This is a genomic window from Pseudomonas sp. H1h, assembly GCF_000633255.1.
Classification (GTDB): domain Bacteria; phylum Pseudomonadota; class Gammaproteobacteria; order Pseudomonadales; family Pseudomonadaceae; genus Aquipseudomonas.
Map to the genome: position 1 here is coordinate 13,871 of NZ_AYMJ01000001.1, position 22,059 is coordinate 35,929.

A 22,059-nucleotide genomic window follows, 5' to 3' on the forward strand; every position below is an offset into this window, starting at 1 on the left:
CTGGGGTTAATGCACAGGCTTTTGGTGGGAGCGGGCTTGCTCGCGAATGCGGTGAATCAGTCGATGTTGTTGGTGACTGACACGACGCCTTCGCGAGCAAGCCCGCTCCCACAGTAGACCTCCAGGTTCTGGAGATCCTGGTCTTACAGGGTCAAGGTCAAACGGCTCACCAGCGCCCCCGGCAGCAAGGCCGACGAGGTATTGCGCTGGCTGTACGTGCTCGCCGACAACAGCAACTCGCGTTCGGCGGTCAGTGCTTCCAGCTGCGAACCCAGCAGGCTGTAGGCGCTGTCGTCGAAACGCATGGTGCTGACCGGCGCCTGAATCTCGCCGTTCTCGACCCAGAACGTGGCAAACCGGGTCATGCCGGTCAGGCGTGCTGCCGGCTGATCGGAGAAGTTCAGGTACCACAGGTTGCTGATGTACAGCCCGGTGCCCAGCTGCTTGAGAATATCGGCCTGCGACAGACTCCCGGCCGCCATGCTCAGCGCGCTCGGCGATTCGCCACCGCTGGCGCCGTTGGCGGTCAGGCCGTATTCGGCGGCACTGCGTGAGCCGACCAGTTGATCGCCGGCCTTGCCTTCGATGACCAGGCGCAGATCGCTGCGCGGATACCCTTCGCCGGAAAACGCCGGGCTCAGCGAGCCGCTGACTTGCTCATCCAGCGAAACCAGCGGACTGAACGCCTGATCGCCGACATACAGTTTCTGCAGCGGGCTGCTCTTGCTGGCGATCGACTGCGCGGAGAACCCGCCCCAGCTCAGCATGCCCATGATTTCTTCCAGCGCGGCCGGGGCCAGATACGCCCGGTATTGCCCCGGTGCCAGCGTGCGCAGTGGACGACCGAGAAACGCCAGTTGCTCGCGCGCCTGATGGAAGCGTCGGGCGAAGCCTTCGCTGCTCCATTCGTGGCCGGCATAGCTGGCTTTTACCGCTTCGCCGTTCTCGTGGAACAGGCTGAAGTCGAAGTTGAAGCTGTTGGCCTGATGCCAGCCAAACGCCCCTGAGGAGCTGGCGAAACCACGGCTGATGGGGCCTGCGGCATAGAAACCGACCAAGTCCAGACCTTCAGCCGCAGCGCAGATTTCTTCAACCACCTGTTCGGTGTCCGGCAGCGGATGTTCCTGCACGTTGTTGCTCTGCCAGCCGTTGTGGTTGAGCAGCAGGTACGGATCCTGCGGCAACAGCGGCAAGGTTTCGCGCAGTTGTTGCAGGCCTTCGGCGAGGCGTTGCAGGTCGGCTTCCTGATCACCGGAGAGGGTGATGTGCAGGTCGGCGTGGCGGCCGTCATTGATCAGCTTCAGCCCGACATCGGCCTGTTGCACCTGACCGGCCTGACGCACCTTGGCGTGGTTGAACCGCACGAATGCCGAGGATTCGGCGGCATAGCTGAGGGTGAATTGTTCCGGCTCGCGCACACTGTCGCGCAGCCAATTGACCATGACCTTGAAGGCGTCGGACTGACTCTTCGAAATGCTCATCAGGCGTCTCCCCCAAACACATCAACGTTGCTGAATACGCAGGCCGGCGAAGCGTGGCCGACGCGGATCACCTGGTTCGGCTCGCCCTTGCCGCAGTTTGGCGTGCCCAGCACCATACGGGTGCCGGCATCGCCGACCGCGCGCAGACTCTTCCAGAAGTGCGCGGAAATGCCCCGGTAGTTCGGATTTTTCACCACACCTTTAAGTTCACCGTTCTCGATCAACTGACCCCACTCGCAACCGAACTGGAATTTGTTGCGTGCATCGTCAATCGACCACGAGCGGTTGGTGCTCATCAGAATGCCGTGCTCGATGCCGCTGATCAGTTGCGTCAGCGACTGATCGCCCGGCTCGATGTTGAGGTTGGCCATGCGGTCGATCGGCGGCCGGTTCCAGCCACAGGCGCGACTGTTGGCAACACCGTCGAGACCGGCGCGGAACTGCGACAGCGCGCCGCCCAATGGCCGCAGCAGCAAGCCTTCGCGAATCAGGAACTGCTTGCTGGCTTTTGTACCGTCGTCATCGTGGCCGTAACTCGCCAGCTCTTCGGGAATGTCCGGATCGAAGGTCACGTTGAGCAGCTTCGAGCCGTATTGCAGGCTGCCGAAGTCGCTGGTTTTGACGAAGCTGGTGCCGGCGTAATTACGCTCGTCACCGAGGATGCGGTCGAGTTCCAGCGGGTGCCCGATGGACTCGTGGATCTGCAGCATCATCTGGTCAGGCATCAGCAACAGGTCGCGCGGACCTTGCGGGGTGTTCGGTGCGAGCAGCAGTTGCAGAGCCTGATCGGCCACCTGCGGGCCGGCGCCGACCAGGCCGCAACGGCTGATCACGTCCGCGCCACCCTGCTGGCCGAAGTTCTCGCGGCCGAGGCTGCGGGTCTGGCTGTCGTTGCCGTCGTAGGCAGTGACGTCGAGACCCGGGTAGACGAAGCGCTGGGCCTGGCGCAATTCGGCGCCGGCGCTGCTCAGGTAGATCTGCTCGACGTGAGTGATGCCGATGCTCGCTTCCCAATTTACCAGGCGCTCATCCTTTGGCACCGAGGCGGACTCCGCGCCGAGCAGCTCGAAGCATTCGCTCAGGGACGGGAAGGGTTGCGCAAAATTGGGCGAAAAGTAATCAGCGCGGTCGCTCGACACCGGCTGATCACGCAGGTCGAGCAAGGCGTGTGGCTTGAGTCGCCGGGCCTGCTGTTCGGCGCGTTCAAGGGCGGTTTGCAGGCCTTGCTGCGACAGGTCGTTGGTGGCGGCGTAAGCCTCGACACCGTTGACCCGCACGGTGAGCATCGCGCCTTCGTCACGGCTCAGGCTCGGCGGCTCGGCGACGTTCTTGCGCACCGACAGGTACTGGCCGGACTCGCGTACATACCGCAGGGAAAAAAACTCGGCGCCCGTGCGCAAGGCAGCGAAGCGCTGCTTGAGCTGGGGGTGGAAATCGAACATTCGGGAACCTCCTTGTTATGGAGTTGCGGGGTGAGGCGATTCGGCGGGGAGGGGTGAAACGATTGCGCGAGGACTAGAGTAGGCCTGCGTGGGGGTAGGATCAAGTGAAGAGGGGGTGTAGGAGGATTTACTTGAAGCAGAGGGATTTGTGCTGAATGTGAGGTCCCTTCGCGAGCAGGCTCGCTCCCACAATGGATCTCCAGTGAACACAAAATTTGTGAGCACCCAAAAAACAATGTGGGAGCGAGCCTGCTCGCGAAGGCCGCGCCTCGGTATTACTCAAGGGCCTCATCGCGAGCAGGCTCACTCCTACAAGGATCTCCAGTGAACACAACTTCTGTGAACACTGGAGATTAACTGTAGGAGTGAGCCTGCTCGCGATCAGCCTTGACGCGGTGTTGCTGAATTACTGAGCAACAGGCGTGATATCACGCATTGGCTTGCCCTTCACCGGCGCATTGCCAGCGACGTAGTAGGCAGCGTTGCTACGCGGCAGTGGCTTGCGGCCACGGATCTTGTCGGCGATTTTTTCGGCGATCATGATCGTTGGCGCGTTGAGGTTGCCGGTGGTGATGATCGGCATGATCGAGGCATCGACCACACGCAGGCTTTGCATGCCGTGTACGCGACCTTCGCCATCCACTACCGCCATGTCGTCGGTGCCCATCTTGCACGAGCAGGAAGGGTGGAACGCGGTTTCGGCGTGCTCGCGGATGAACTTGTCCAGCTGTTCATCGGTTTGCACTTCGATGCCCGGGCTGATTTCGCGGCCACGGAAGGCGTCCAGTGCCGGCTGTTGCATGATTTCGCGAGTCAGGCGGATGCCGTCACGGAATTCCTGCCAGTCCTGCTCGGTGGCCATGTAGTTGAACAGGATGCTCGGGTGCTGGCGCGGGTCTTTCGACTTGGCCTGGATGCGACCACGGCTTGGCGAACGCATGGAACCCATGTGCGCCTGGAAACCGTGCTCTTTCACACCGTTGCTGCCGTTGTAGTTAATCGCGACCGGCAGGAAGTGGTACTGGATGTTCGGCCATTCGAACTCTTCACGCGTACGGATGAAACCGCCGGCTTCGAACTGGTTGCTGGCGCCGATGCCGGTGCCGTTGAACAGCCACTCGGCACCGATGGCCGGCTGGTTGTACCAGAGCAGCGACGGGTACAGCGAAACGGGCTGGGTGCACGCGTATTGCAGGTACAGCTCAAGGTGGTCCTGCAGGTTTTCACCAACGCCTGGCAGGTCGTGAACCACCGGGATGTCGAGGCTTTCCAGCAGTTTCGCCGGGCCAACGCCGGAGCGTTGCAGAATTTGCGGCGAAGCGATGGCGCCGGAGCACAGCAGCACTTCTTTGCGCGCTTTGACTTCAACGCGCTCCTCTGCCGAGCCGACCAGGTAACGTACGCCGACGGCACGCTTGCCTTCGAACAAAATCTTGTCGGTCAGGGCGTGAGTGACGATGGTCAGGGTCGAACGCTTCTTGGCGGTGTCGAGGTAGCCACGGGCGGTGGATGCACGACGACCTTTCGGTGTCACGGTGCGGTCCATCGGGCCGAAACCTTCCTGCTGGTAGCCGTTCAAGTCTTCTGTGCGCGGGTAACCGGCCTGCACGCCGGCTTCAACCATGGCGTGGAACAGCGGGTTGTTGCCAGCCTTCGGCGTGGTCACGCTGACCGGACCGTCGCCACCGTGGTAGTCGTTCGGGCCGATGTCGCGGGTTTCCGCTTTGCGGAAGTACGGCAGGCAGTCGAGGTACGACCAGTCTTCCAGACCTGGCAGTTTTGCCCAGCCGTCGTAGTCCATTGCGTTGCCGCGGATGTAGCACATGCCGTTGATCAGCGAGGAACCGCCGAGGCCTTTGCCGCGACCGCATTCCATCCGGCGACCGTCCATGTGCGGCTCCGGATCGGTTTCGTACGCCCAGTTGTAGCGACGACCCTGCAGCGGGAACGCCAATGCGGCCGGCATTTGTGTGCGGAAGTCGAAGCGGTAGTCCGGGCCGCCTGCTTCGAGCAGCAGAACGGTGACGCCTTCGTCTTCAGTCAGACGGGTCGCCAGGGTGTTACCGGCCGAGCCGGCACCGATGATGATGTAATCGAATTCTTGGGACATTGAATGCACCCTCTTTAGATGTGGTCAGGTCAGGCCTGCCGAGTGCTTTGCACTCGATTTGCGAGCAGGCTCGCTCCCACAGGAGACATTATTTCAATGTGGGAGCGGGCTTGCTCGCGAAGGCGGCCTCGCGAGCAATACAAACCCCGGGTCTTAGAACACCGAGACGTAATCGCCCAGCTCGACCTGTACCGATTTGATGCGGGTGAAGTTGTTCAGCGAGCTGATGCCGTTCTCACGGCCCACGCCCGACTGTTTGTAACCGCCCACCGGCATTTTTGCGTCGGACTCGCCCCAGGCGTTGATCCAGCAGATACCGGCTTCCAGTTGATGAATCACGCGGTGCGCGCGGTTCAGGTCTTTGGTGACGATACCGGCGGCCAGGCCGAAGTCGGTGTCGTTGGCACGGCGGATCACTTCTTCTTCGGTCTCGTAGGAGAGGATCGCCATGACCGGGCCAAAGATTTCTTCACGGACGATAGTCATGTCGTCGGTGCAGTCGGTGAACACGGTCGGAGCCACAAATGCGCCTTTGGCGAATTCGCCGTCGGTCAGACGCTCGCCGCCGCACAGCACGCGAGCACCTTCTTCTTTACCCTTGGCGATGTAACCCAGCACGCTTTCCATGTGCGGGAAGCTGACCAGCGGGCCGAAGTTGGTGTTTTCGTCTTCCGGGTTGCCGATGCGGATGCGCGCTACGCGCTCGACGATCTTGGCTTCGAAAGCGGCTTTCAGGTGGCTCGGTACGAACACGCGAGTACCGTTGGTGCAGACCTGACCGGAGCTGTAGAAGTTGGCCATCATCGCGGTGTCGGCGGCGCGATCCAGATCGGCGTCGTCGCAGATGATCAGTGGGGACTTGCCGCCCAGTTCCATGGTCACGTCTTTGAGCGACGAGGCCGAAGCGCTGGCCATGACCTTCTTGCCGGTGTCGGTGCCGCCGGTGAAGGAGATTTTTTCGATGCGCGGGTGCTCGGTCAGCCAGGTGCCGACTTCACGGCCGCTGCCGGTCAGCACGTTGAACACGCCGTTTGGCACGCCGGCTTCGGTGTAGATCTCGGCCAGTTTCAGGGTGGTCAGCGAGGTGACTTCGCTTGGCTTGAAGATCATCGCGTTACCGGCGGCCAGGGCTGGCGCGGATTTCCACAGCGCGATCTGGATCGGGTAGTTCCACGCGCCGATACCGGCAACCACGCCCAGCGGCTCGCGACGGGTGTAGACGAAAGCGGTATCACGCAGCGGGATCTGCTCACCTTCGATCGCTGGCACCAGGCCTGCGTAGTATTCCAGCACGTCGGCGCCGGTAACGATGTCGACGTATTTGGTTTCGGAGAAGGCTTTACCGGTGTCCAGGGTTTCCAGAGCCGCCAGTTCATCGTTGCGCTCGCGCAGGATATCGACGGCGCGACGCAGGATGCGCGAACGCTCCATGGCGGTCATCGCAGCCCAGATTTTCTGGCCTTTTTCAGCGCTGACCACAGCACGCTCGACGTCTTCCTTGGTCGCACGTTGCACTTGGGCGAGGACTTCACCGTTCGCCGGGTTGATGGCTTCGAAGGTGGCATCGCTGCCAGCGTCGGAGTACGCGCCATCGATGTAAAGTTTTTGCAGTTCGAAACGGGCCATAGTGTCCTCGCAAGTGCATTAGTGGTTGGCGTTGACCACCGCGGTGGTGCTGCGGTGGCGGTTCAGGGGCCGAGCGTTTTCTGTGTGCTCTAGCTCACCTGCTTGGCCAATTGGAAATCCATGTATTCGTAAGCGATCTGTTGCGCCTGCGCGGTGTCGAAAGCGTCTCCCGACAGCGCGCCGCGCAACCACAAGCCATCAATCAACGCTGCCAGTCCACGCGCTGCGCTGCGCGCATCTTCGAGCGGCAACACACGGCGGAACTCGCAGCACAGGTTGGAATACAGACGGTGATCGTTGATCCGCTGCAACCTGTGCAAAGACGGCTGGTGCATGCTGGTGGCCCAGAAGGCCAGCCAGGTTTTCATTGCCGGGCCATTGACCTGGCTGGCGTCGAAGTTGCCTTCGATGATCACCTGCAGATGCGCCCGTGGGCTGCTGTCTGCCAGCGCCTGACGGCGTGCGGTGACGTTCTCGCTGAGGACGTTCATCAGATACCGCATCGTGGCGGCAATCAGGCCGTTCTTGTCCTGAAAGTAATGACTGATGATGCCATTCGAGACACCGGCCAAACGGGCGATCAGCGCAATGCTGGCGTCCCCCATACCGACCTGATCGACCGCTTGCAGCGTGGCTTCGATCAATTGTTGGCGGCGGATGGGTTGCATACCGACCTTGGGCATCTTGCACATCTCCTTAGGCCTTCCGGCAGACGAAAAACGGCTGTCGGATTGAGGGCCAGTCTATTTTGTTTTGATTGAACGTTCAATCAACAAAGAATAAGATCTGCGACAAATCGTCGCTGCTTACAGATTTTTCCTACATGTAAATGGCGATAAACCGACATCCGAAAATGCTTGAAACCTGCATGGGGCATGGCGCGGTTCGCGGTTCGATGGACGTGTTGAATGGGCAAGACGCTCAGGGCCAGGTTTCGGATGAACGTCCGGACCTCGGCCACGAATGCGATTCGTAGCGCCATTTCGGCAGGTTCGGGCTTTTTTCGGGGTGTCTTTATATCACCCGCCGGTCGGCTGCCAACTAACCGATTGGTCGGGTTCCGTGTTGCCTTGTGTTCTTCTCTCGCACTGCCTGGAGCATTTGTGCCATGAGTTCTGCCTCGCTTATAAAGACCCCGCCCGAGAAGGTGACGGTCAACGGTTGGGTGTTTTACACCTCTACCGCGCTGATTCTGTTGTTGACCGCCATTCTGATTATCGCCCCGCAAGAGGCCGGCAGACTGTTGGGTATCGCTCAGGCCTGGTTGTCGCGCAGCTTCGGCTGGTACTACATGGTGGTGATCGCCGCCTACCTGGTATTTGTCGTCGGCCTGGCGTTTTCCTCGTACGGCAAACTCAAACTGGGCAGCAAGGATGACACCCCGGATTTCAGTTACGGTGCCTGGGCGGGGATGCTGTTCTCGTCGGGTATCGGTATTTCGCTGCTGTACTTCGGTGCCTCCGAGCCGCTGGACCACTACTTCAATCCGCCGGAAGGCGCATCGGCCACCAACATGGCCGCGCGTCAGGCGGTGCAGCTGACATTCCTGCACTGGGGCCTGCACGGCTGGGCGATCTACGCGCTGGTCGGTTTGGCTGTGGCGTACTTTGCCTATCGTCACAACCAACCGCTGGCACTGCGTTCGGCGCTGTATCCGCTGGTTGGCGAGCGTTGGGTCAAAGGCGCTGCCGGTCACGCAGTGGACGGCTTCGGCATGTTCGTGACCCTGCTGGGTCTGGTGACCAACCTGGGGATCGGCTCGCTGCAAGTGTCCTCGGGCCTGGAAAACCTGTTCGGCATGGAACACAGCAACACCAACCTGCTGATCGTGATCATCGTGATGAGCACCGTGGCGACCATCGCTGCGGTGTCCGGTGTGGAAAACGGCATCCGTCGTCTGTCCAACCTGAACATCGTGCTCTTCAGCGGTCTGTTGATTTTCGTGCTGCTGTTCGGTCCGACCCTGCACCTGCTCAACGGCTTCGTGCAGAACATCGGCGACTACCTCAACGGCGTGGTACTGAAGACATTCGATCTGTACGTCTATGAAGGCGACAGCGCCAAGTCGGATCGCTGGTTGGGCCTGTGGACTCTGTTCTACTGGGCGTGGTGGATTTCCTGGGCACCATTCGTAGGCATGTTCATCGCGCGTATTTCCCGTGGTCGTACCGTGCGTGAACTGGTGGCTGGCGTGCTGCTGATTCCGCTGGGCTTCACGTTGGCCTGGCTGTCGATCTTCGGTAACTCGGCACTGGATCTGGTGATGAACCAGGGGGCGGTGGAGCTTGGCAAGACGGCGCTGGAACAGCCGTCGATGGCGATCTATCAATTGCTTGAACACTACCCGGCGTCGAAAGTCGTCATCGGTGTGTCGATCTTTGTTGGCTTCGTGCTGTTCCTGACCCCGGCCGACTCCGGCGCGGTGATGATGGCGAATCTGTCCTGCAAGGGCGGCAACGTTGACGAAGATGCGCCGCACTGGCTGCGGATCTTCTGGTCGGTGGTGATCACGCTGGTGACCATCGGTCTGCTGTTTGCCGGTAACTTCGAAGCCATGCAAACCATGGTGGTGCTGGCCGGTCTGCCGTTCTCGGTGGTGTTGGTGTTCTTCATGTTCGGCCTGCACAAGGCGATGCGCCAGGACGTGCAGATCGAACAGGAGCAGGCGCAACTGGCTGAACGCGGTCGTCGTGGCTTCAGTGAGCGCCTGACTCAGCTGGATCTGCAACCGAGCCAATCGGTGGTGCAGCGTTTCATGGACAAGCAAGTCAGCCCGGCGCTGGAAGATGCGACGGCGCAGATGCGTGCGCAGGGTCTGGAAGTGCAAACGTTGCTGGGTAAATCCAAACGCTGCATGGGCGTGCGCGTCGAGATGGAAGAGGGCAACCCTTTCGTCTACGAAGTCAGCCTGGACGGCTACCTGGCGACCCCGACCGAATCGGCCCAGTCCGATGAAGCGCGTCAGCGTTACTACCGCGCCGAGGTGTACCTGCACAACGGCAGCCAGGATTACGACCTGATGGGCTTCACGCAGGATCAGATCACTCGCGATGTGCTCGATCAGTTTGAAAGCCATCGGCAGCTCCTTGGCCGGGTTTACAGCTGAGTTGTAGGTGGTGCGGTGTTTCTGTCTGAAGCACCGCGCCGCCTTCTTCGCGAGCAAGCCCGCTCCCACCTTGGAATGCATTTCAACTGTGGGAGCGGGCTTGCTCGCGAAGGGGCCATCAGCTACAAAGTTGATGGCCCCGATATCCCGATAAACAAAAACGCCGCGATCCTCTCGCGGCGTTTTTGTATCTGGGGTTCTTACCCCAGGTTCTTGCCCAGCAACGCGTGATACAGCTCGCTGTCGCCCAAGATCCCCACCACATGATTGTTGTCGTGCAGCACCAGTTTGTTGCCGGTCTGGTAGCGAATCTGCAACGCGTCACGCATGCCGATGTTCGAGTCCACCAGAGTCGGTTTACGCTCCAGCCCTTCCACCGCTTGCCCCGGTGCCCAGTTCTGCAGGTTCAGCACCGAACCGTTCTGCCGTGCACCCTTGATGGTGTTGCCTTCAGCCAAGTCCAGCCACGAGTCGCCACCCGGATCCAGACACACCGAACCGTTGATGCGTTTGCAGTTGTCCAGCGTGCGCATCAGGCTGCGGCCGCAAAGTACGTTGAGCGGATTGGTGTGGGCGACGAAGGTGCGCACATAGTCGTCCGCCGGGTTCAGCACGATCTCTTCCGGCACGCTGTACTGGATGATCCGGCCGTCCTTCATGATCGCGATGCGGCTACCCAATTTGAGCGCCTCGTCGAGGTCGTGACTGACGAACACGATGGTCTTGCTCAGCTTGCGTTGCAGCTCCAGCAGTTCGTCCTGCAGGCCCTGGCGGATCAGCGGGTCGAGGGCCGAGAACGGTTCGTCCATCAACAGAATGTCGGCGTCCATCGCCAGCGCCCGGGCCAGGCCCACACGCTGCTGCATGCCGCCGGAGAGTTCATCGGGCTTCTTGTTGCGCCATTGGGTCAGGCCGACCAGTTCGAGCTTGTCGTCGACCAGCTTGCGGCGTTCTTTCTCAGGGCGGCCCTGCATTTCCAGACCGAAACTGATGTTTTCGCGCACCGTCAGCCACGGCATCAGGGCGAACTTCTGAAACACCATGGCGATGCGTTTGGTGCGCATCATCTTCAGTTCGGCCGGGGTGCAGGAGGCGATGTCGATCTGCTTGCCTTCATGCTCGACGAACAGCTTGCCGCGACTCACGGTGTTGAGGCCGTTGATGCAGCGCAGCAGGCTCGACTTGCCGGAGCCGGACAGGCCCATCAGCACGCAGATCTCGCCTTTGTTGATATCCAGGCTGGCCTTTTCCACGCCGACGATCTGCCCGGTCTTTTTCAGGATCTCGTTGCGGGTCATGCCCTGATCCAGCAGCTTGAGTGCCTCGCGTGGATCCTTGGAGAAGATTACGTCGACGTCTTCGAAGCGAATTATGCTCATGCGTCACCCCCTACTTTGGCGTCGGGTTGTTTGCAGATACGGTCGAGCATGATCGCCAGCAGTACGATCGCCAGGCCCGCTTCGAAGCCCAGGGCGATATCAGCAGTGTTCAGTGCGTTGACCACCGGTTTGCCGAGTCCGTCGGCGCCCACCAGTGCCGCGATCACCACCATCGACAGCGACAGCATGATGCACTGGGTGATGCCGGCAGCGATGCTCGGCATGGCGTGAGGCAGTTCGATCCGTGAGAGCAATTGGCGACGCGAGCAGCCGAAGGCCTTGCCGGCGTCCATCAGTTCTTGCGGGACATCGCGGATGCCCAGGTAGGTCAGGCGGATCGGCGCAGCGATGGCGAACACCACCGTGGAGATCAGGCCCGGCACCACACCCAGCCCGAAGAGGGTCAGGGTAGGAATGAGGTAAACGAAGGTCGGTACGGTCTGCATCAGATCGAGTACCGGACGCATTAAAGTGTAGAACATCGGCTTGTGCGCGGCGACGATGCCCAACGGCACGCCGATGACCACGCAGACCAGCGTCGCGAACATGACCTGGGCGAGGGTTTCCATGGTTTCCTGCCAGTACCCCAGGTTGAGGATCAGCAGAAACGAGGCAATCACAAAAACAGTCAGACCCCATTTGCGCTGGATGAAATGCGCGAGCAGGGCAATGAGGCCGATCAAGACGAAAGGGTTGAACCAGGTGAGCGCAAACGTCACGCCGTGGATCATCGTTTCCAGTGTCACGGCGATTGCGTCGAAGGTGCTGGCGCCGTGTTGCGTCAACCATTCAACGAAGCCCGCGATGTACTGGCCTAAAGGGATTTTCTGATCAATCAGCATGGTAGTGAACGTCCGCATGCAAGGAATAAACAGCCCGGGCGAGCGAACTCGCCCGGCGTAAGGCAATTACTGTGCGAGCTTGGCTTTCACGGCCTCCAGGCCAGGTTTACCGTCAATGGTGGTCACGCCAGCGAGCCAGGTATCCAGCACCTGTGGATTCTTTTTCAGCCAGGCCTTGGCCGCCGCTTCAGGCTTCATCTTGTCGTCCAGAATGTTGCCCATCAGGGTGCTTTCCATGTCGACGGTGAACTCCAGGTTCTTCAGCAACTGACCGACGTTGCTGCATTCGGCGACGTAACCCTTGCGGGTGTTGGTCGCCACGGTCGCAGCACCGAAATCGGGGCCGAAGAAGTCATCGCCGCCGGTCAGGTATTGAATCTTGAAGCGCTTGTTCATCGGGTGCGGCGCCCAGCCGAGGAAGACCACGGCGGTGTCGCGTTTCTGCGCACGGTCGACCTGCGAGAGCATCCCCGCCTCGGACGATTCGACGACTTTGAAGCCGGCGGTTTTCAGACCGAAAGCGTCCTTGTCGATCATGCTCTGGATCAGACGGTTGCCGTCGTTGCCAGGCTCGATGCCGTAGATCTTGCCGTCGAGCTCTTTCTTGAATTTGGCGATGTCGGCGAAGTCATGCAGCCCCTTGTCGTACAGGGCTTGCGGTACGGCGAGGGTGTACTTGGCACCCTTGAGGTTGGTGCGCACCACTTCGACGGTGCCGGCATCGCGGTAAGCCTTGATGTCGTTTTCCATGGTCGGCATCCAGTTACCGAGGAACACGTCCATGTTCTTGCCGTCGGCCAGCGACTTGTAGGTCACGGGCACGGAAATCATGGTGGTCTTGGTCTTGTAGCCGAGGGCGTCGAGTACCACCGAGGTGGTGGCGGTGGTAGCAGTGATGTCGGTCCAGCCGACATCGGAGAAGTTCACGGTACTGCACTGAGCGGGTTCTGCAGCTTGAGCCAGTAACGGCAGACTCAGCATGGCGGCCAACAACAACGACGGGGAACCTTTCATGGATGGACTCCTTGGTGTTTTTTTTGGCAGTGTTCCGACTGGACCACCGCACTTATAGGTTGCGGTTGGATGGCGTTCTGGAGACAGCTCTACCACGGCGCCTTGCAATCGAGTCATAACGATCATGTACCAGTGAAAATCTGACGCCTACAGGGTGCGTCGTATCCAGTACAGGGATGGTCGTATCTAGTGTCAGTGACGTCGTTTACAGCTTTTTTCTGCCCCGATCGGCCATCTGGACTGCATAAAAACGGCGAAAAACCGGGGCGAAAACGGCGCGGCGCTGGTGGGCATGAGTGCGTCGGTGTCAGACGCCGGGCGACCTGACAAAAGCCTGATGATGCGGGCATTCCGGCGGATCGCAGCTTGAGCGTAGCAGCTCCGCCAGCGGGCGCTTAAAGCCCGGGAACGGCATCCTCAGGAGCTCTGCAGCAATGGCTATCAGCGTTTTCGACCTGTTCAAAATCGGCATCGGCCCGTCCAGTTCCCACACCGTCGGCCCGATGCGCGCCGCCGCTCTGTTTGTCGAATCGCTGCGCGACAGGCACCTGCTCGAACAGGTGCGTCGCATAGAAGTGCAATTGTTCGGCTCGCTGTCGGCTACCGGTATCGGTCACGGCAGCGACAATGCGGTGATCATGGGCCTGATGGGCGAGTGGCCGGACGCAATCGACCCGTCGCAGATCGGCCCGCGGATTCAGGCCTTGCGTGAAACCCACACCCTGCTGTTGGACGGCCGCCTGTCTGTGCCGTTTGTCTGGGCGCGCGACATGCGCCTGATCGACGAGAACCTGCCGTTCCACCCCAATGCCATGACCCTGATTGCCGAAGGCGATCACGGGGAAATCCATCGCGACACCTACTATTCGGTCGGTGGCGGTTTTGTGGTGGATCAAGCGCAGGCGTCCAGCGGCGTGGTCGATCTGGATCGCACCGAATTGCCTTATGACTTTTCCAGCGCGGTGGAGCTGCTGGAGCTGTGCAAGAAGAACAACTTGCGCGTCGCCGAACTGATGATGGCCAACGAAAAGGTCTGGCGCAGCGAAGAGGAAATCCGCGCCGGGCTGATGAAGCTGTGGCGGGCGATGCAGGATTGCGTCGAGCAGGGCCTCAAGCACGAAGGCATCCTCCCTGGTGGTCTGAACGTGCGCCGGCGTGCGGCCAAGTTGCATCGCAGCCTGCAGGAGTTGAACAAGCCCAACGTGATCGGCTCGACTCTCAGCGCGATGGAGTGGGTCAACCTGTTTGCCCTCGCGGTTAATGAAGAGAACGCGGCCGGGGGGCGCATGGTCACGGCGCCGACCAACGGTGCGGCGGGAATCATCCCCGCGGTGTTGCACTACTTCATGAAGTTCAGCGAAGCGGTCACCGACGCCAACGTCGTCGACTATTTCCTGGGGGCGGCGGCGGTGGGCATTCTGTGCAAGAAGAACGCCTCGATCTCCGGTGCTGAAGTCGGTTGCCAGGGCGAGGTCGGTTCTGCCTGCGCGATGGCGGCTGCAGGGTTGGCGGAAATCCTCGGCGCGTCGCCGGAGCAACTGTGCAACGCGGCCGAGATCGGCCTGGAACATAACCTCGGCCTGACCTGCGATCCGGTCGGCGGCCTGGTGCAGGTGCCGTGCATCGAGCGCAACGCGATTGCCGCGGTGAAGGCGATCAACGCGGCGCAGATGGCTTTGCGTGGCGATGGTCAGCACTTCATTTCGCTGGATCGGGTGATCCGCACCATGCGCGATACCGGCGCCGATATGCATGACAAATATAAAGAGACATCGCGCGGCGGTTTGGCGGTCAGTGCGGTTGAGTGTTGAGTCAGCAATACCGAGTTGAGTTCTTCGCGAGCAGGCTCGCTCCCACAGGAGCGTGTATTTCAAATGTGGGAGCGAGCCTGCTCGCGAAGGGGCCAGACCAGTCAAAACTGCTCACCAAGTGAACACGGTAATCAAATCACGCCACCTTTTAGCGCGTCGCAATCAGATAAGAGTGTTTCCCACCCGCAGTGCGCCATTTGCACCACCTACCGTCCGTCACCCGTGCCTGCGGTGACACTCTGAAACAACCGTGCGCAAGCCCGTTCCCACAAGTGCTACCGATCTGCTCACAGGCAACGGGGCAGGGCTTTCAGCGCCGCTGATGGCACTTCTGACTACCTTTCGTCGGACGGCTCGTATAGACGCGTCGCGACGTCGTTTTCAGGAGTTATTGAACAGCCATTCAATTTTAGGCATGGCAATTGCTCTGTCATAACAAAGCCCGTCTCCCACGCGAGAACGCGGCAATAACAAGAGCCTCCGCCTGAGGCCATCACCCGCTTTGTGTGAGGAGATACCGCGATGACGTCGTTCAACTCCGGGGCCCAACCCCAGAACCGTGCGCCTCAATCCATCGGCTTTCTGCTGCTGGACAATTTCACGCTTATTTCTCTGGCCTCCGCAGTAGAACCTCTACGCATGGCCAACCAATTGTCCGGTCGTGAGCTGTATCGCTGGAGCACCCTCACCGTCGATGGCGGCCAGGTGTGGGCCAGTGACGGTCTGCAAATCACTCCCGATGCCTCCATGCACAAAGCCCCGCCCCTAGACACCGTGATCGTCTGCGGCGGCATTGGTATTCAACGCACCGTGACCCGTGAGCACGTTTCATGGCTGCAAAGCCAGGCGCGTCAGTCCAAGCGTCTCGGCGCCGTGTGCACCGGCAGTTGGGCACTGGCCTGCGCCGGCCTGCTCGACGGTTTTGATTGCAGCGTGCACTGGGAATGTCTGGCGGCGATGCAGGAAGCTTTCCCGCGTGTGGCGATGAGTACGCGTCTGTTCACCCTCGACCGTAACCGTTTCACCAGCTCCGGCGGCACCGCGCCACTGGACATGATGCTGCACCTGATCAGCCGCGATCATGGCCGCGAACTGTCCGCCGCGATCTCGGAAATGTTTGTCTACGAACGCATCCGCAACGAGCAGGATCACCAGCGCGTGCCGCTCAAGCACATGCTCGGCACCAATCAGCCGAAGCTGCAGGAAATCGTTGCGCTGATGGAAGCCAACCTTGAAGAGCCGATCGACCTCGACGAGCTGGCGGTGTACGTCGCCGTGTCGCGTCGACAGCTGGAGCGGCTGTTCCAGAAATACCTGCACTGCTCGCCGTCGCGCTACTACCTGAAGCTACGCTTGATTCGTGCGCGGCAACTGCTCAAGCAGACGCCGATGTCGATCATCGAAGTCGCATCGGTGTGTGGTTTCGTGTCGACGCCGCACTTCTCCAAGTGCTACCGCGAATACTTCGGCATTCCGCCGCGTGACGAGCGCGTAGGCTCCAACACCACGCAGCAAGTGGCGATGCTGCCGCTGCCGCAGGCGATCGTGATGTCGCCGCTGTCGGGGCCGATGTCGGCGTTGAGTCAGGCGCGTAATGAGTCGACGTTTGCCAGCGTAAGGCTGTAGATCGCGTCATCGTGCTTCGCGAGCAGGCTCGCTCCCACATACGAATGCATTCCAATGTGGGAGAGAGCCTGCTCGCGAATGGATTTTTCAGGCGCTGTGGCTTTGCTGGTAATCCGCCAACGCCGGCAGCAACTGCTTGTCGATCGCCTGACGAACCGCAGGCTGAATACTGGCGCCGCTGGTGTACATGTCCTTGACCATTTTGCGCAGTTCAAACGCACGAACATTATCCAGACCGCGCACCGCACACTCACAGGCCTGCTCGGCGGTTGAACCGCTCGGCACTTGAAAACCCAATGCCTTGAGCTGGCCCAACAGGTCTTCCTGATCTATCAAATCGGCGTACATCATGGCGCGAATCCTTCTTCGGTAACGGAGGTCGTGGCTCGATTCTGGTAGGCATGCGCAGTGACGGCAAGGGCGATTTGTCGCAGTGGCCGCGACGGCTATGAACAGGTCGTTTTCGGCTAACTCGGTGCAAAGGGGAGTGGGCACACTGGACTCAGCTCGCTACACGACGGTTTGGTCACCCTCGACTGGCAGCTCCTCAACAGTACCCTCTGCCCCGATCCTGTCACGGCTTGTATCGGGGCTTTTTTTGCTTGTGAATCCGAAAGAGCCGGGTTGTTGGATCTGGCGCTTTCGCGAGCAAGCCCGCTCCCACAGGTGACCGCGTTCATTCATGTGGGAGCGAGCCTGATCGCGAAGAACGATGACGCGCTCTAGCGTTGCAACACCAGAATCCGCGACAACAACTCATCCCGGTCGATGTAGCAGCCCTGGAAATGCCGCGCGCCGGTGGCCGGGTCAAACGCATTGCGCGCATGCAATGTGCGGCGATTATCGAAGCACCACAGCTCACCCGGATTGAGCCGCTGCATCAGGCGAAAGCGTGGTTCGCGGGTCATCGCGATCAAGCGTCGATAGGCGCGATACAGCAGCGGCATCTGCTCTACGGAGGTATCGAACGCCCCGCGCAGAAAGTTCGCCATGCGAATCTCTGCCACTCGCCCTGACGCATCCAGCGCAATGATCGGCGCCAGGCAGCGATAGTCGCTGTGGCGATCCTTGTTGCGGAATTCCACGGGGATTTCGCACAGCGCCTGAAACAGCTCCGGGTCTTCCTGACGCAACGCATCGGCAATCGCGAAGCCATCGACAAAAATACTCTCGCCACCTTCGGCGTCATTCACCAGGCAATGCAGAAATTGCAGCCCCGGTTGCAACTCGCGGGTCGGCAGATCCGTGTGCAGCGGCAGGTTGAAAGCGGTGTAGGCGTTGCTGTCGGCATCGGCCTTGGACTGCACGTTGAACAGCACGCCGAAGTTGCTCTCGCGGATGAACGAAATGCGCTGGGCGATCAGCTTCAGCGAACCCGGTTCGGCAGGTACGCCGCGCACCTGGGTCAGGCCGATGTCGCGCACCGCGATCAGCCATTGCAACAGGGCGCCGTTGTCATCCATCAGCGCGGCGTAGTCGAACACTGGCAACTGCAAATCGCTGCGCCACAAATACGCCTTGGGCTTGGCGCTCAGGCGCTCGGCCCGGGAGGCGTCGTCATAGGCGTGGGCACGTAACCAGCCGGGGTCGAAGCGGCTGCGGTGGCCGTCCTGCCAGTCGACGCGCAGGCAGCCGTCGCTGTCGATCTGGGCACTGGCGGGGGCGAGATCCGGTACGGCATCGACGATCTCGAACACCTGCTCGCGAGTGACGTTGTAGACGCACTGTTGGCACGGGCAGTTATCCCGCAGCCAGGCGTGGTGGAACGGGCTGGTGCGGCCATCGGCCCAGGCAATCGCAAGGCGATCCGCCAGGTTCTGCACGCCGCTCAGCGCGCTGATCAGAGGATACGTACGGAAATCGGCAACAGCGGCAGCGGTGTTCATGGCGGCTCCTTGCGTGGGAGGGGTTACCGGGCGGGTGGCAGGGCAATGACGCGGCCGAGGTAAGCCGGGGCGGGCAGGTCGTTCTGCTCGGCGACGATGGCTTGCAGGCGGCTCAGGGTGTCCGGGGTGAACGGCGCCGAAAGCGGGCCGGCGAGATCGACGTGCAGCAACATCTGTTCGTTGCCGGCCAGTTCCTTGTCCTCGCCGGTCAGGTGCAGGCTGTGATAAAGGTGCAGGCGTTTACTGTCGTGGCCGATGATCTGCGTGCGCACTTCGACCTCGGCGTCGAGCTTCACTTCGTGCAGGTAATTGAGGTGCAGTTCAAGGGTGAACAGCGAATGGCCGCTGGCTTCGCGATTGTTGCTGTCCATGCCGAGGCGATCCATCAGGGCGTCGGTGGCGTAGCTGAAAATCAGCAGGTAGAAGGCGTCGCGCAGATGGCCGTTGTAGTCGACCCAGTCGGGGATGATGCGGGTCTGGTAGGTGGTGAGGCTGGGCATGGTTTCAGATCCAACATTGATGGTGGCTGGGCTGCCGTCTTCGCGAGCAGGCTCGCTCCCACATTGGAATGCATTTCAACTGTGGGAGCGGGCTTGCTCGCGAAGGGGCCGGAGCTGCTGAGCAAGGATTACTCGCTGAAACTCATCCCGTGCTTTTCCTTGGTGGTTTTCACCGCCTCCAGCACCGCCAGCAGGCAATCATCACGATAGCGCTCCAGCGCCGAAATGCTGTGGCGACCGAGCTGGTCGCTGGTGCCATCGACCACATCGTCAATCAGCTTCTCGGTCAGTTCCGGCGCCGGCAGATACGTCCATGGCAACTGCAACGCCGGGCCGAACTGCGACATGAAGTGACGCATCCCGGCATCGCCGCCGGCCAGCGTATACGTCAGGAAGGTGCCCATGAACGACCAGCGCAGACCGGCGCCAAAACGGATCGCATCATCAATCTCGCCAGTAGTCGCCACGCAGTCGTTGACCAGATGCAGCGCCTCACGCCACAGCGCTTCGAGCAAGCGGTCAGCGATGAACCCCGGCACTTCCTTGCGCACGTGCAGCGGGCGCATGCCGAGGGACTCATAGACTTTCATCGCCGCTTGCACAGCTTCGGGTGCGGTGTTCTTGCCGCCCACCACTTCCACCAGCGGCAACAGGTAAACCGGATTGAACGGGTGGCCGACCACGCACCGCTCGGGATGCGTCGAACTCTCGTAGAACTCGCTCGGCAACAGGCCGGAAGTACTCGAGCCGATCAGCGCATCGGGTTTGGCCGCCGCGCTGATCTTGCTGTGCAGATCGAGTTTCAGCTCAAGGCGTTCCGGGGCGCTTTCCTGGATGAAGTCAGCATCGCGCACGCATTCCTCGATGGTCGCGACAAAGCGCAGACGATCCTGCGAGGCGCCGGGCGCCAGACCGTTTTTCTCCAGCGCGCCCCAGGCATTCGCCACGCGTTTGCGCAGCGCGGCTTCAGCGCCAGGCGCCGGGTCCCAGGCCACCACGTCGAGGCCATGGGCGAGGGCACGCGCGACCCAGCCGCTGCCGATGACACCGCTGCCGAGGGCGGCGAAAGTTTTGATGTCGGTGATAAAGCTCATGGTCATGTCCTGAAAAGTTCGCAGAACCCTGTGGGGGCGGGCTTGCTCGCGAAGAGGCCGGAACATCCGACGCATCTTTATGGGCAGAGCCAGCGCCTTCGCGAGCAAGCCCGCTCCCGCAGGGGCAAATGAGTGATTGTTCAGCCGCGCGGGGTCAGGCCCATCTTCTTGCGGCCCTCGGCCGGGGTCAGCACGCGGGCGCCGAGGCGGCTGAGGATCTCGGTAGCGCGCTCGACCAACTGGCCGTTGGTTGCCAGCACGCCCTTGTCCAGCCACAGGTTGTCTTCCAGCCCGACCCGCACGTTGCCGCCGAGCAGCACCGCTTGCGCGGCCATCGGCATCTGCATGCGGCCGATGCCGAATCCGGCCCACACCGCGTCTTCGGGCAGGTTGTCGACCATGGCTTTCATGGTGGTCGTGTCGGCCGGCGCGCCCCACGGGATGCCCAGGCACAGCTGGAACAGCGGGTTGTCGAGCAAGCCTTCCTTGATCATCTGCTTGGCGAACCACAGATGACCGGTGTCGAAAATTTCCAGCTCGGCCTTCACGCCCAGCTCGGTGATGCGCTTGGCGCCGGCGCGCAGCTGCGCCGGAGTGGAGACGTAAATCGTGTCGCCGTCGCCGAAGTTCAGGGTGCCGCAATCGAGGGTGCAGATTTCCGGCAGCAGTTGTTCTACGTGGGCCAGGCGGGTCAGCGGGCCGACCAGGTCGGTGTTCGGGCCGAATTCCATCGGGTTCTCGCCAGCACCGATTTCCAGGTCGCCGCCCATGCCGGCGGTGAGGTTGACGATGATGTCGACGTCGGCCTCGCGGATGCGCTCCATCACTTCGCGGTACAGCGCCACGTCACGGCTGAACTTGCCGGTCTGCGGGTCGCGTACATGGCAGTGCACGACGGTGGCGCCGGCCTTGGCTGCTTCTACTGCAGCCGCTGCGATCTGTTTCGGGGTGACCGGCACGTGCGGGCTCTTGGCGGTCGTGTCGCCAGCACCGGTGAGTGCGCAGGTGATGATGACGTCGTGGTTCATGGTGCGGTTTCCTTCAGGCGTGATGGGTCTGTTCGCAGCCCTGTTGCGGGCTGCGAAGGGTTGAATCGGGGTGGGTTATTTACTGGTCAGTTGCAGGTTTTCAGCGGCCGGTTTGCCGTCGAAGGTGGTCACACCGTCGAGCCAGCGCTGCTTGTCTTCGGGATGATCCTTGAGCCATTGCCTGGCCGATTCGAAGGCGTCCTTGTGATCGAGCAGCGGTTGCATCATGCGGCTCTCGTCTTCGGCGGTGAACGTCAGGTTGCTCAGCAGGCGGCCGACGTTCGGGCACTGGTCGGCATATTTCGGCGCGGTGACGGTCCATACGGTGGCCATGCCTTCATTCGGGCCGAGGGCGTCGTCGCTGCCGGTCAGATAAGTCATCTTGACGTTGACGTTCATCGGGTGCGGCGCCCAGCCGAAGAACACCACGGCCTCCTTGCGGCGCACCGCGCGGTCTACGGCGGCGAGCATGCCGGCCTCGCTGGACTCGACCAACTGGAACTTGCCGAGGCCGAACTGGTTCTTGGCGATCATCGCCTTGATCTGCGTGTTGGCGCCCGAGCCCGGCTCGATCCCGTAGATCTTGCCGCCCAGTTCCTTGTCGAATTTGGCGATGTCGGCGAAAGTCTTCAGGCCCTTGTCCGCCAGATAAGTCGGCACCGCGAGGGTCGCGCGGGCGTCCTTCAGGCTTGGGGCCGGCAGAACCTTGACCTGATTGGCGTCGACGAACGGGGTGATCGTCTGGGTCATCAGCGGGTTCCAGTAACCGAGGAACAGGTCCAGCCGCTGATCACGGATCCCGGCGAAGATGATTTGCTGGGAGGCGCTGGTTTGTTTGGTGTTGTAGCCGAGGCCGTCGAGCAGGACCTGGGTCATGGCACTGGTGGCGATCACGTCGGTCCAGTTCACGACGCCCATGCGTACGTTCTGGCACGACGCGGGTTCGGCTGCCATGACGCTGGCGCTCAAGAAAGCGGTACCGCTGAGTGCAAGAACACAGCTGCTGATCAGTCGTTTCATGTCGGGTTCCTCGGCAGGTCGTTTATTGTGGTTCCCGGCGTCTGACGCGCCGGTGATGCCAAGTTACGCAGCTGCAGGCCCTTGAAAGCGCACT

At 61.1% G+C, this 22,059-nt stretch carries 17 protein-coding genes; 3 read left to right on the top strand and 14 right to left on the bottom strand.

What is annotated here, in order from left to right; all coding sequences use genetic code 11:
* Nucleotides 1-143: 143 nt before the first annotated feature.
* The 5 genes from U862_RS0100060 to betI all read right to left on the bottom strand — a co-directional run bounded on the left by U862_RS0100060 (nucleotide 144) and on the right by betI (nucleotide 7,342).
* Nucleotides 144-1,481 carry a TldD/PmbA family protein gene (locus U862_RS0100060; protein WP_025108526.1) on the bottom strand — a complete coding sequence of 446 codons (1,338 nt, stop codon included), beginning with the start codon at nucleotides 1,479-1,481 and terminating at the stop codon, nucleotides 144-146.
* Nucleotides 1,481-2,923 (bottom strand): TldD/PmbA family protein, encoded by a 1,443-nt coding sequence (locus tag U862_RS0100065; RefSeq protein ID WP_025108527.1) that lies wholly within the window; start codon nucleotides 2,921-2,923, stop codon nucleotides 1,481-1,483. The genes U862_RS0100060 and U862_RS0100065 overlap by 1 nt, the downstream gene beginning before the upstream one ends.
* Before the next feature lie 406 nt (nucleotides 2,924-3,329).
* Nucleotides 3,330-5,033 (bottom strand): choline dehydrogenase, encoded by a 1,704-nt coding sequence (gene betA / locus U862_RS0100070; RefSeq protein WP_025108528.1) that lies wholly within the window; start codon nucleotides 5,031-5,033, stop codon nucleotides 3,330-3,332.
* A 153-nt stretch (nucleotides 5,034-5,186) separates the two neighbouring features.
* Nucleotides 5,187-6,659, bottom strand: coding sequence for a betaine-aldehyde dehydrogenase (gene betB, locus U862_RS0100075; protein ID WP_025108529.1), 1,473 nt, complete (start codon nucleotides 6,657-6,659; stop codon nucleotides 5,187-5,189).
* Nucleotides 6,660-6,748: 89 nt separating this feature from the next.
* Nucleotides 6,749-7,342, bottom strand: a complete 594-nt coding sequence (betI, locus tag U862_RS0100080) for a transcriptional regulator BetI (RefSeq protein ID WP_025108530.1) — start codon at nucleotides 7,340-7,342, stop codon at nucleotides 6,749-6,751.
* A gap of 425 nt (nucleotides 7,343-7,767) precedes the next feature.
* Between betI and betT the strand changes: the two genes are divergently transcribed.
* Nucleotides 7,768-9,765, top strand: coding sequence for a choline BCCT transporter BetT (betT, locus tag U862_RS0100090; protein ID WP_025108531.1), 1,998 nt, complete (start codon nucleotides 7,768-7,770; stop codon nucleotides 9,763-9,765).
* 200 nt (nucleotides 9,766-9,965) lie between these two features.
* On the opposite strand, the gene choV is transcribed toward betT, so the two are convergent.
* The 3 genes from choV to U862_RS0100105 all read right to left on the bottom strand — a co-directional run bounded on the left by choV (nucleotide 9,966) and on the right by U862_RS0100105 (nucleotide 13,000).
* Nucleotides 9,966-11,144 carry a choline ABC transporter ATP-binding protein gene (gene choV / locus U862_RS0100095; RefSeq protein WP_025108532.1) on the bottom strand — a complete coding sequence of 393 codons (1,179 nt, stop codon included), beginning with the start codon at nucleotides 11,142-11,144 and terminating at the stop codon, nucleotides 9,966-9,968.
* Nucleotides 11,141-11,986 (bottom strand): choline ABC transporter permease subunit, encoded by an 846-nt coding sequence (choW, locus tag U862_RS0100100; protein ID WP_007962645.1) that lies wholly within the window; start codon nucleotides 11,984-11,986, stop codon nucleotides 11,141-11,143. The genes choV and choW overlap by 4 nt, the downstream gene beginning before the upstream one ends.
* A gap of 66 nt (nucleotides 11,987-12,052) precedes the next feature.
* Entirely contained in the window at nucleotides 12,053-13,000 is a 948-nt protein-coding gene (locus U862_RS0100105) for a choline ABC transporter substrate-binding protein (RefSeq protein WP_025108533.1), read from the bottom strand.
* A 434-nt stretch (nucleotides 13,001-13,434) separates the two neighbouring features.
* On the opposite strand from U862_RS0100105, the gene U862_RS0100110 reads away from it, so the two are divergent.
* Nucleotides 13,435-14,811 (top strand): L-serine ammonia-lyase, encoded by a 1,377-nt coding sequence (locus tag U862_RS0100110; RefSeq protein ID WP_025108534.1) that lies wholly within the window; start codon nucleotides 13,435-13,437, stop codon nucleotides 14,809-14,811.
* Nucleotides 14,812-15,333: 522 nt separating this feature from the next.
* The gene (locus tag U862_RS0100115) at nucleotides 15,334-16,437 is read left to right on the top strand and encodes a GlxA family transcriptional regulator (RefSeq protein ID WP_007949927.1); all 1,104 of its coding nucleotides are present in this window, start codon (nucleotides 15,334-15,336) and stop codon (nucleotides 16,435-16,437) included.
* Nucleotides 16,438-16,524: 87 nt separating this feature from the next.
* Here the strand turns inward: U862_RS0100115 and U862_RS0100120 are convergent, their stop codons facing one another.
* The 6 genes from U862_RS0100120 to U862_RS0100145 all read right to left on the bottom strand — a co-directional run bounded on the left by U862_RS0100120 (nucleotide 16,525) and on the right by U862_RS0100145 (nucleotide 21,965).
* The gene (locus U862_RS0100120; protein ID WP_007962640.1) at nucleotides 16,525-16,788 is read right to left on the bottom strand and encodes a hypothetical protein; all 264 of its coding nucleotides are present in this window, start codon (nucleotides 16,786-16,788) and stop codon (nucleotides 16,525-16,527) included.
* A 371-nt stretch (nucleotides 16,789-17,159) separates the two neighbouring features.
* Nucleotides 17,160-18,323, bottom strand: a complete 1,164-nt coding sequence (locus U862_RS0100125) for a gamma-butyrobetaine dioxygenase (RefSeq protein ID WP_025108535.1) — start codon at nucleotides 18,321-18,323, stop codon at nucleotides 17,160-17,162.
* Nucleotides 18,324-18,346: 23 nt separating this feature from the next.
* On the bottom strand, nucleotides 18,347-18,823 hold the full coding sequence (locus tag U862_RS0100130) for a thioesterase family protein (protein ID WP_025108536.1): 477 nt from the start codon (nucleotides 18,821-18,823) through the stop codon (nucleotides 18,347-18,349).
* A gap of 128 nt (nucleotides 18,824-18,951) precedes the next feature.
* A complete protein-coding gene (locus U862_RS0100135; RefSeq protein ID WP_025108537.1) occupies nucleotides 18,952-19,917 on the bottom strand; it encodes an L-carnitine dehydrogenase in 966 nt (321 codons plus the stop codon).
* 140 nt (nucleotides 19,918-20,057) lie between these two features.
* Complete coding sequence (locus U862_RS0100140) at nucleotides 20,058-20,945, bottom strand: 3-keto-5-aminohexanoate cleavage protein (protein WP_025108538.1); 888 nt, start codon at nucleotides 20,943-20,945, stop codon at nucleotides 20,058-20,060.
* Nucleotides 20,946-21,020: 75 nt separating this feature from the next.
* The gene (locus tag U862_RS0100145) at nucleotides 21,021-21,965 is read right to left on the bottom strand and encodes a choline ABC transporter substrate-binding protein (RefSeq protein ID WP_025108539.1); all 945 of its coding nucleotides are present in this window, start codon (nucleotides 21,963-21,965) and stop codon (nucleotides 21,021-21,023) included.
* Nucleotides 21,966-22,059: the final 94 nt, after the last annotated feature.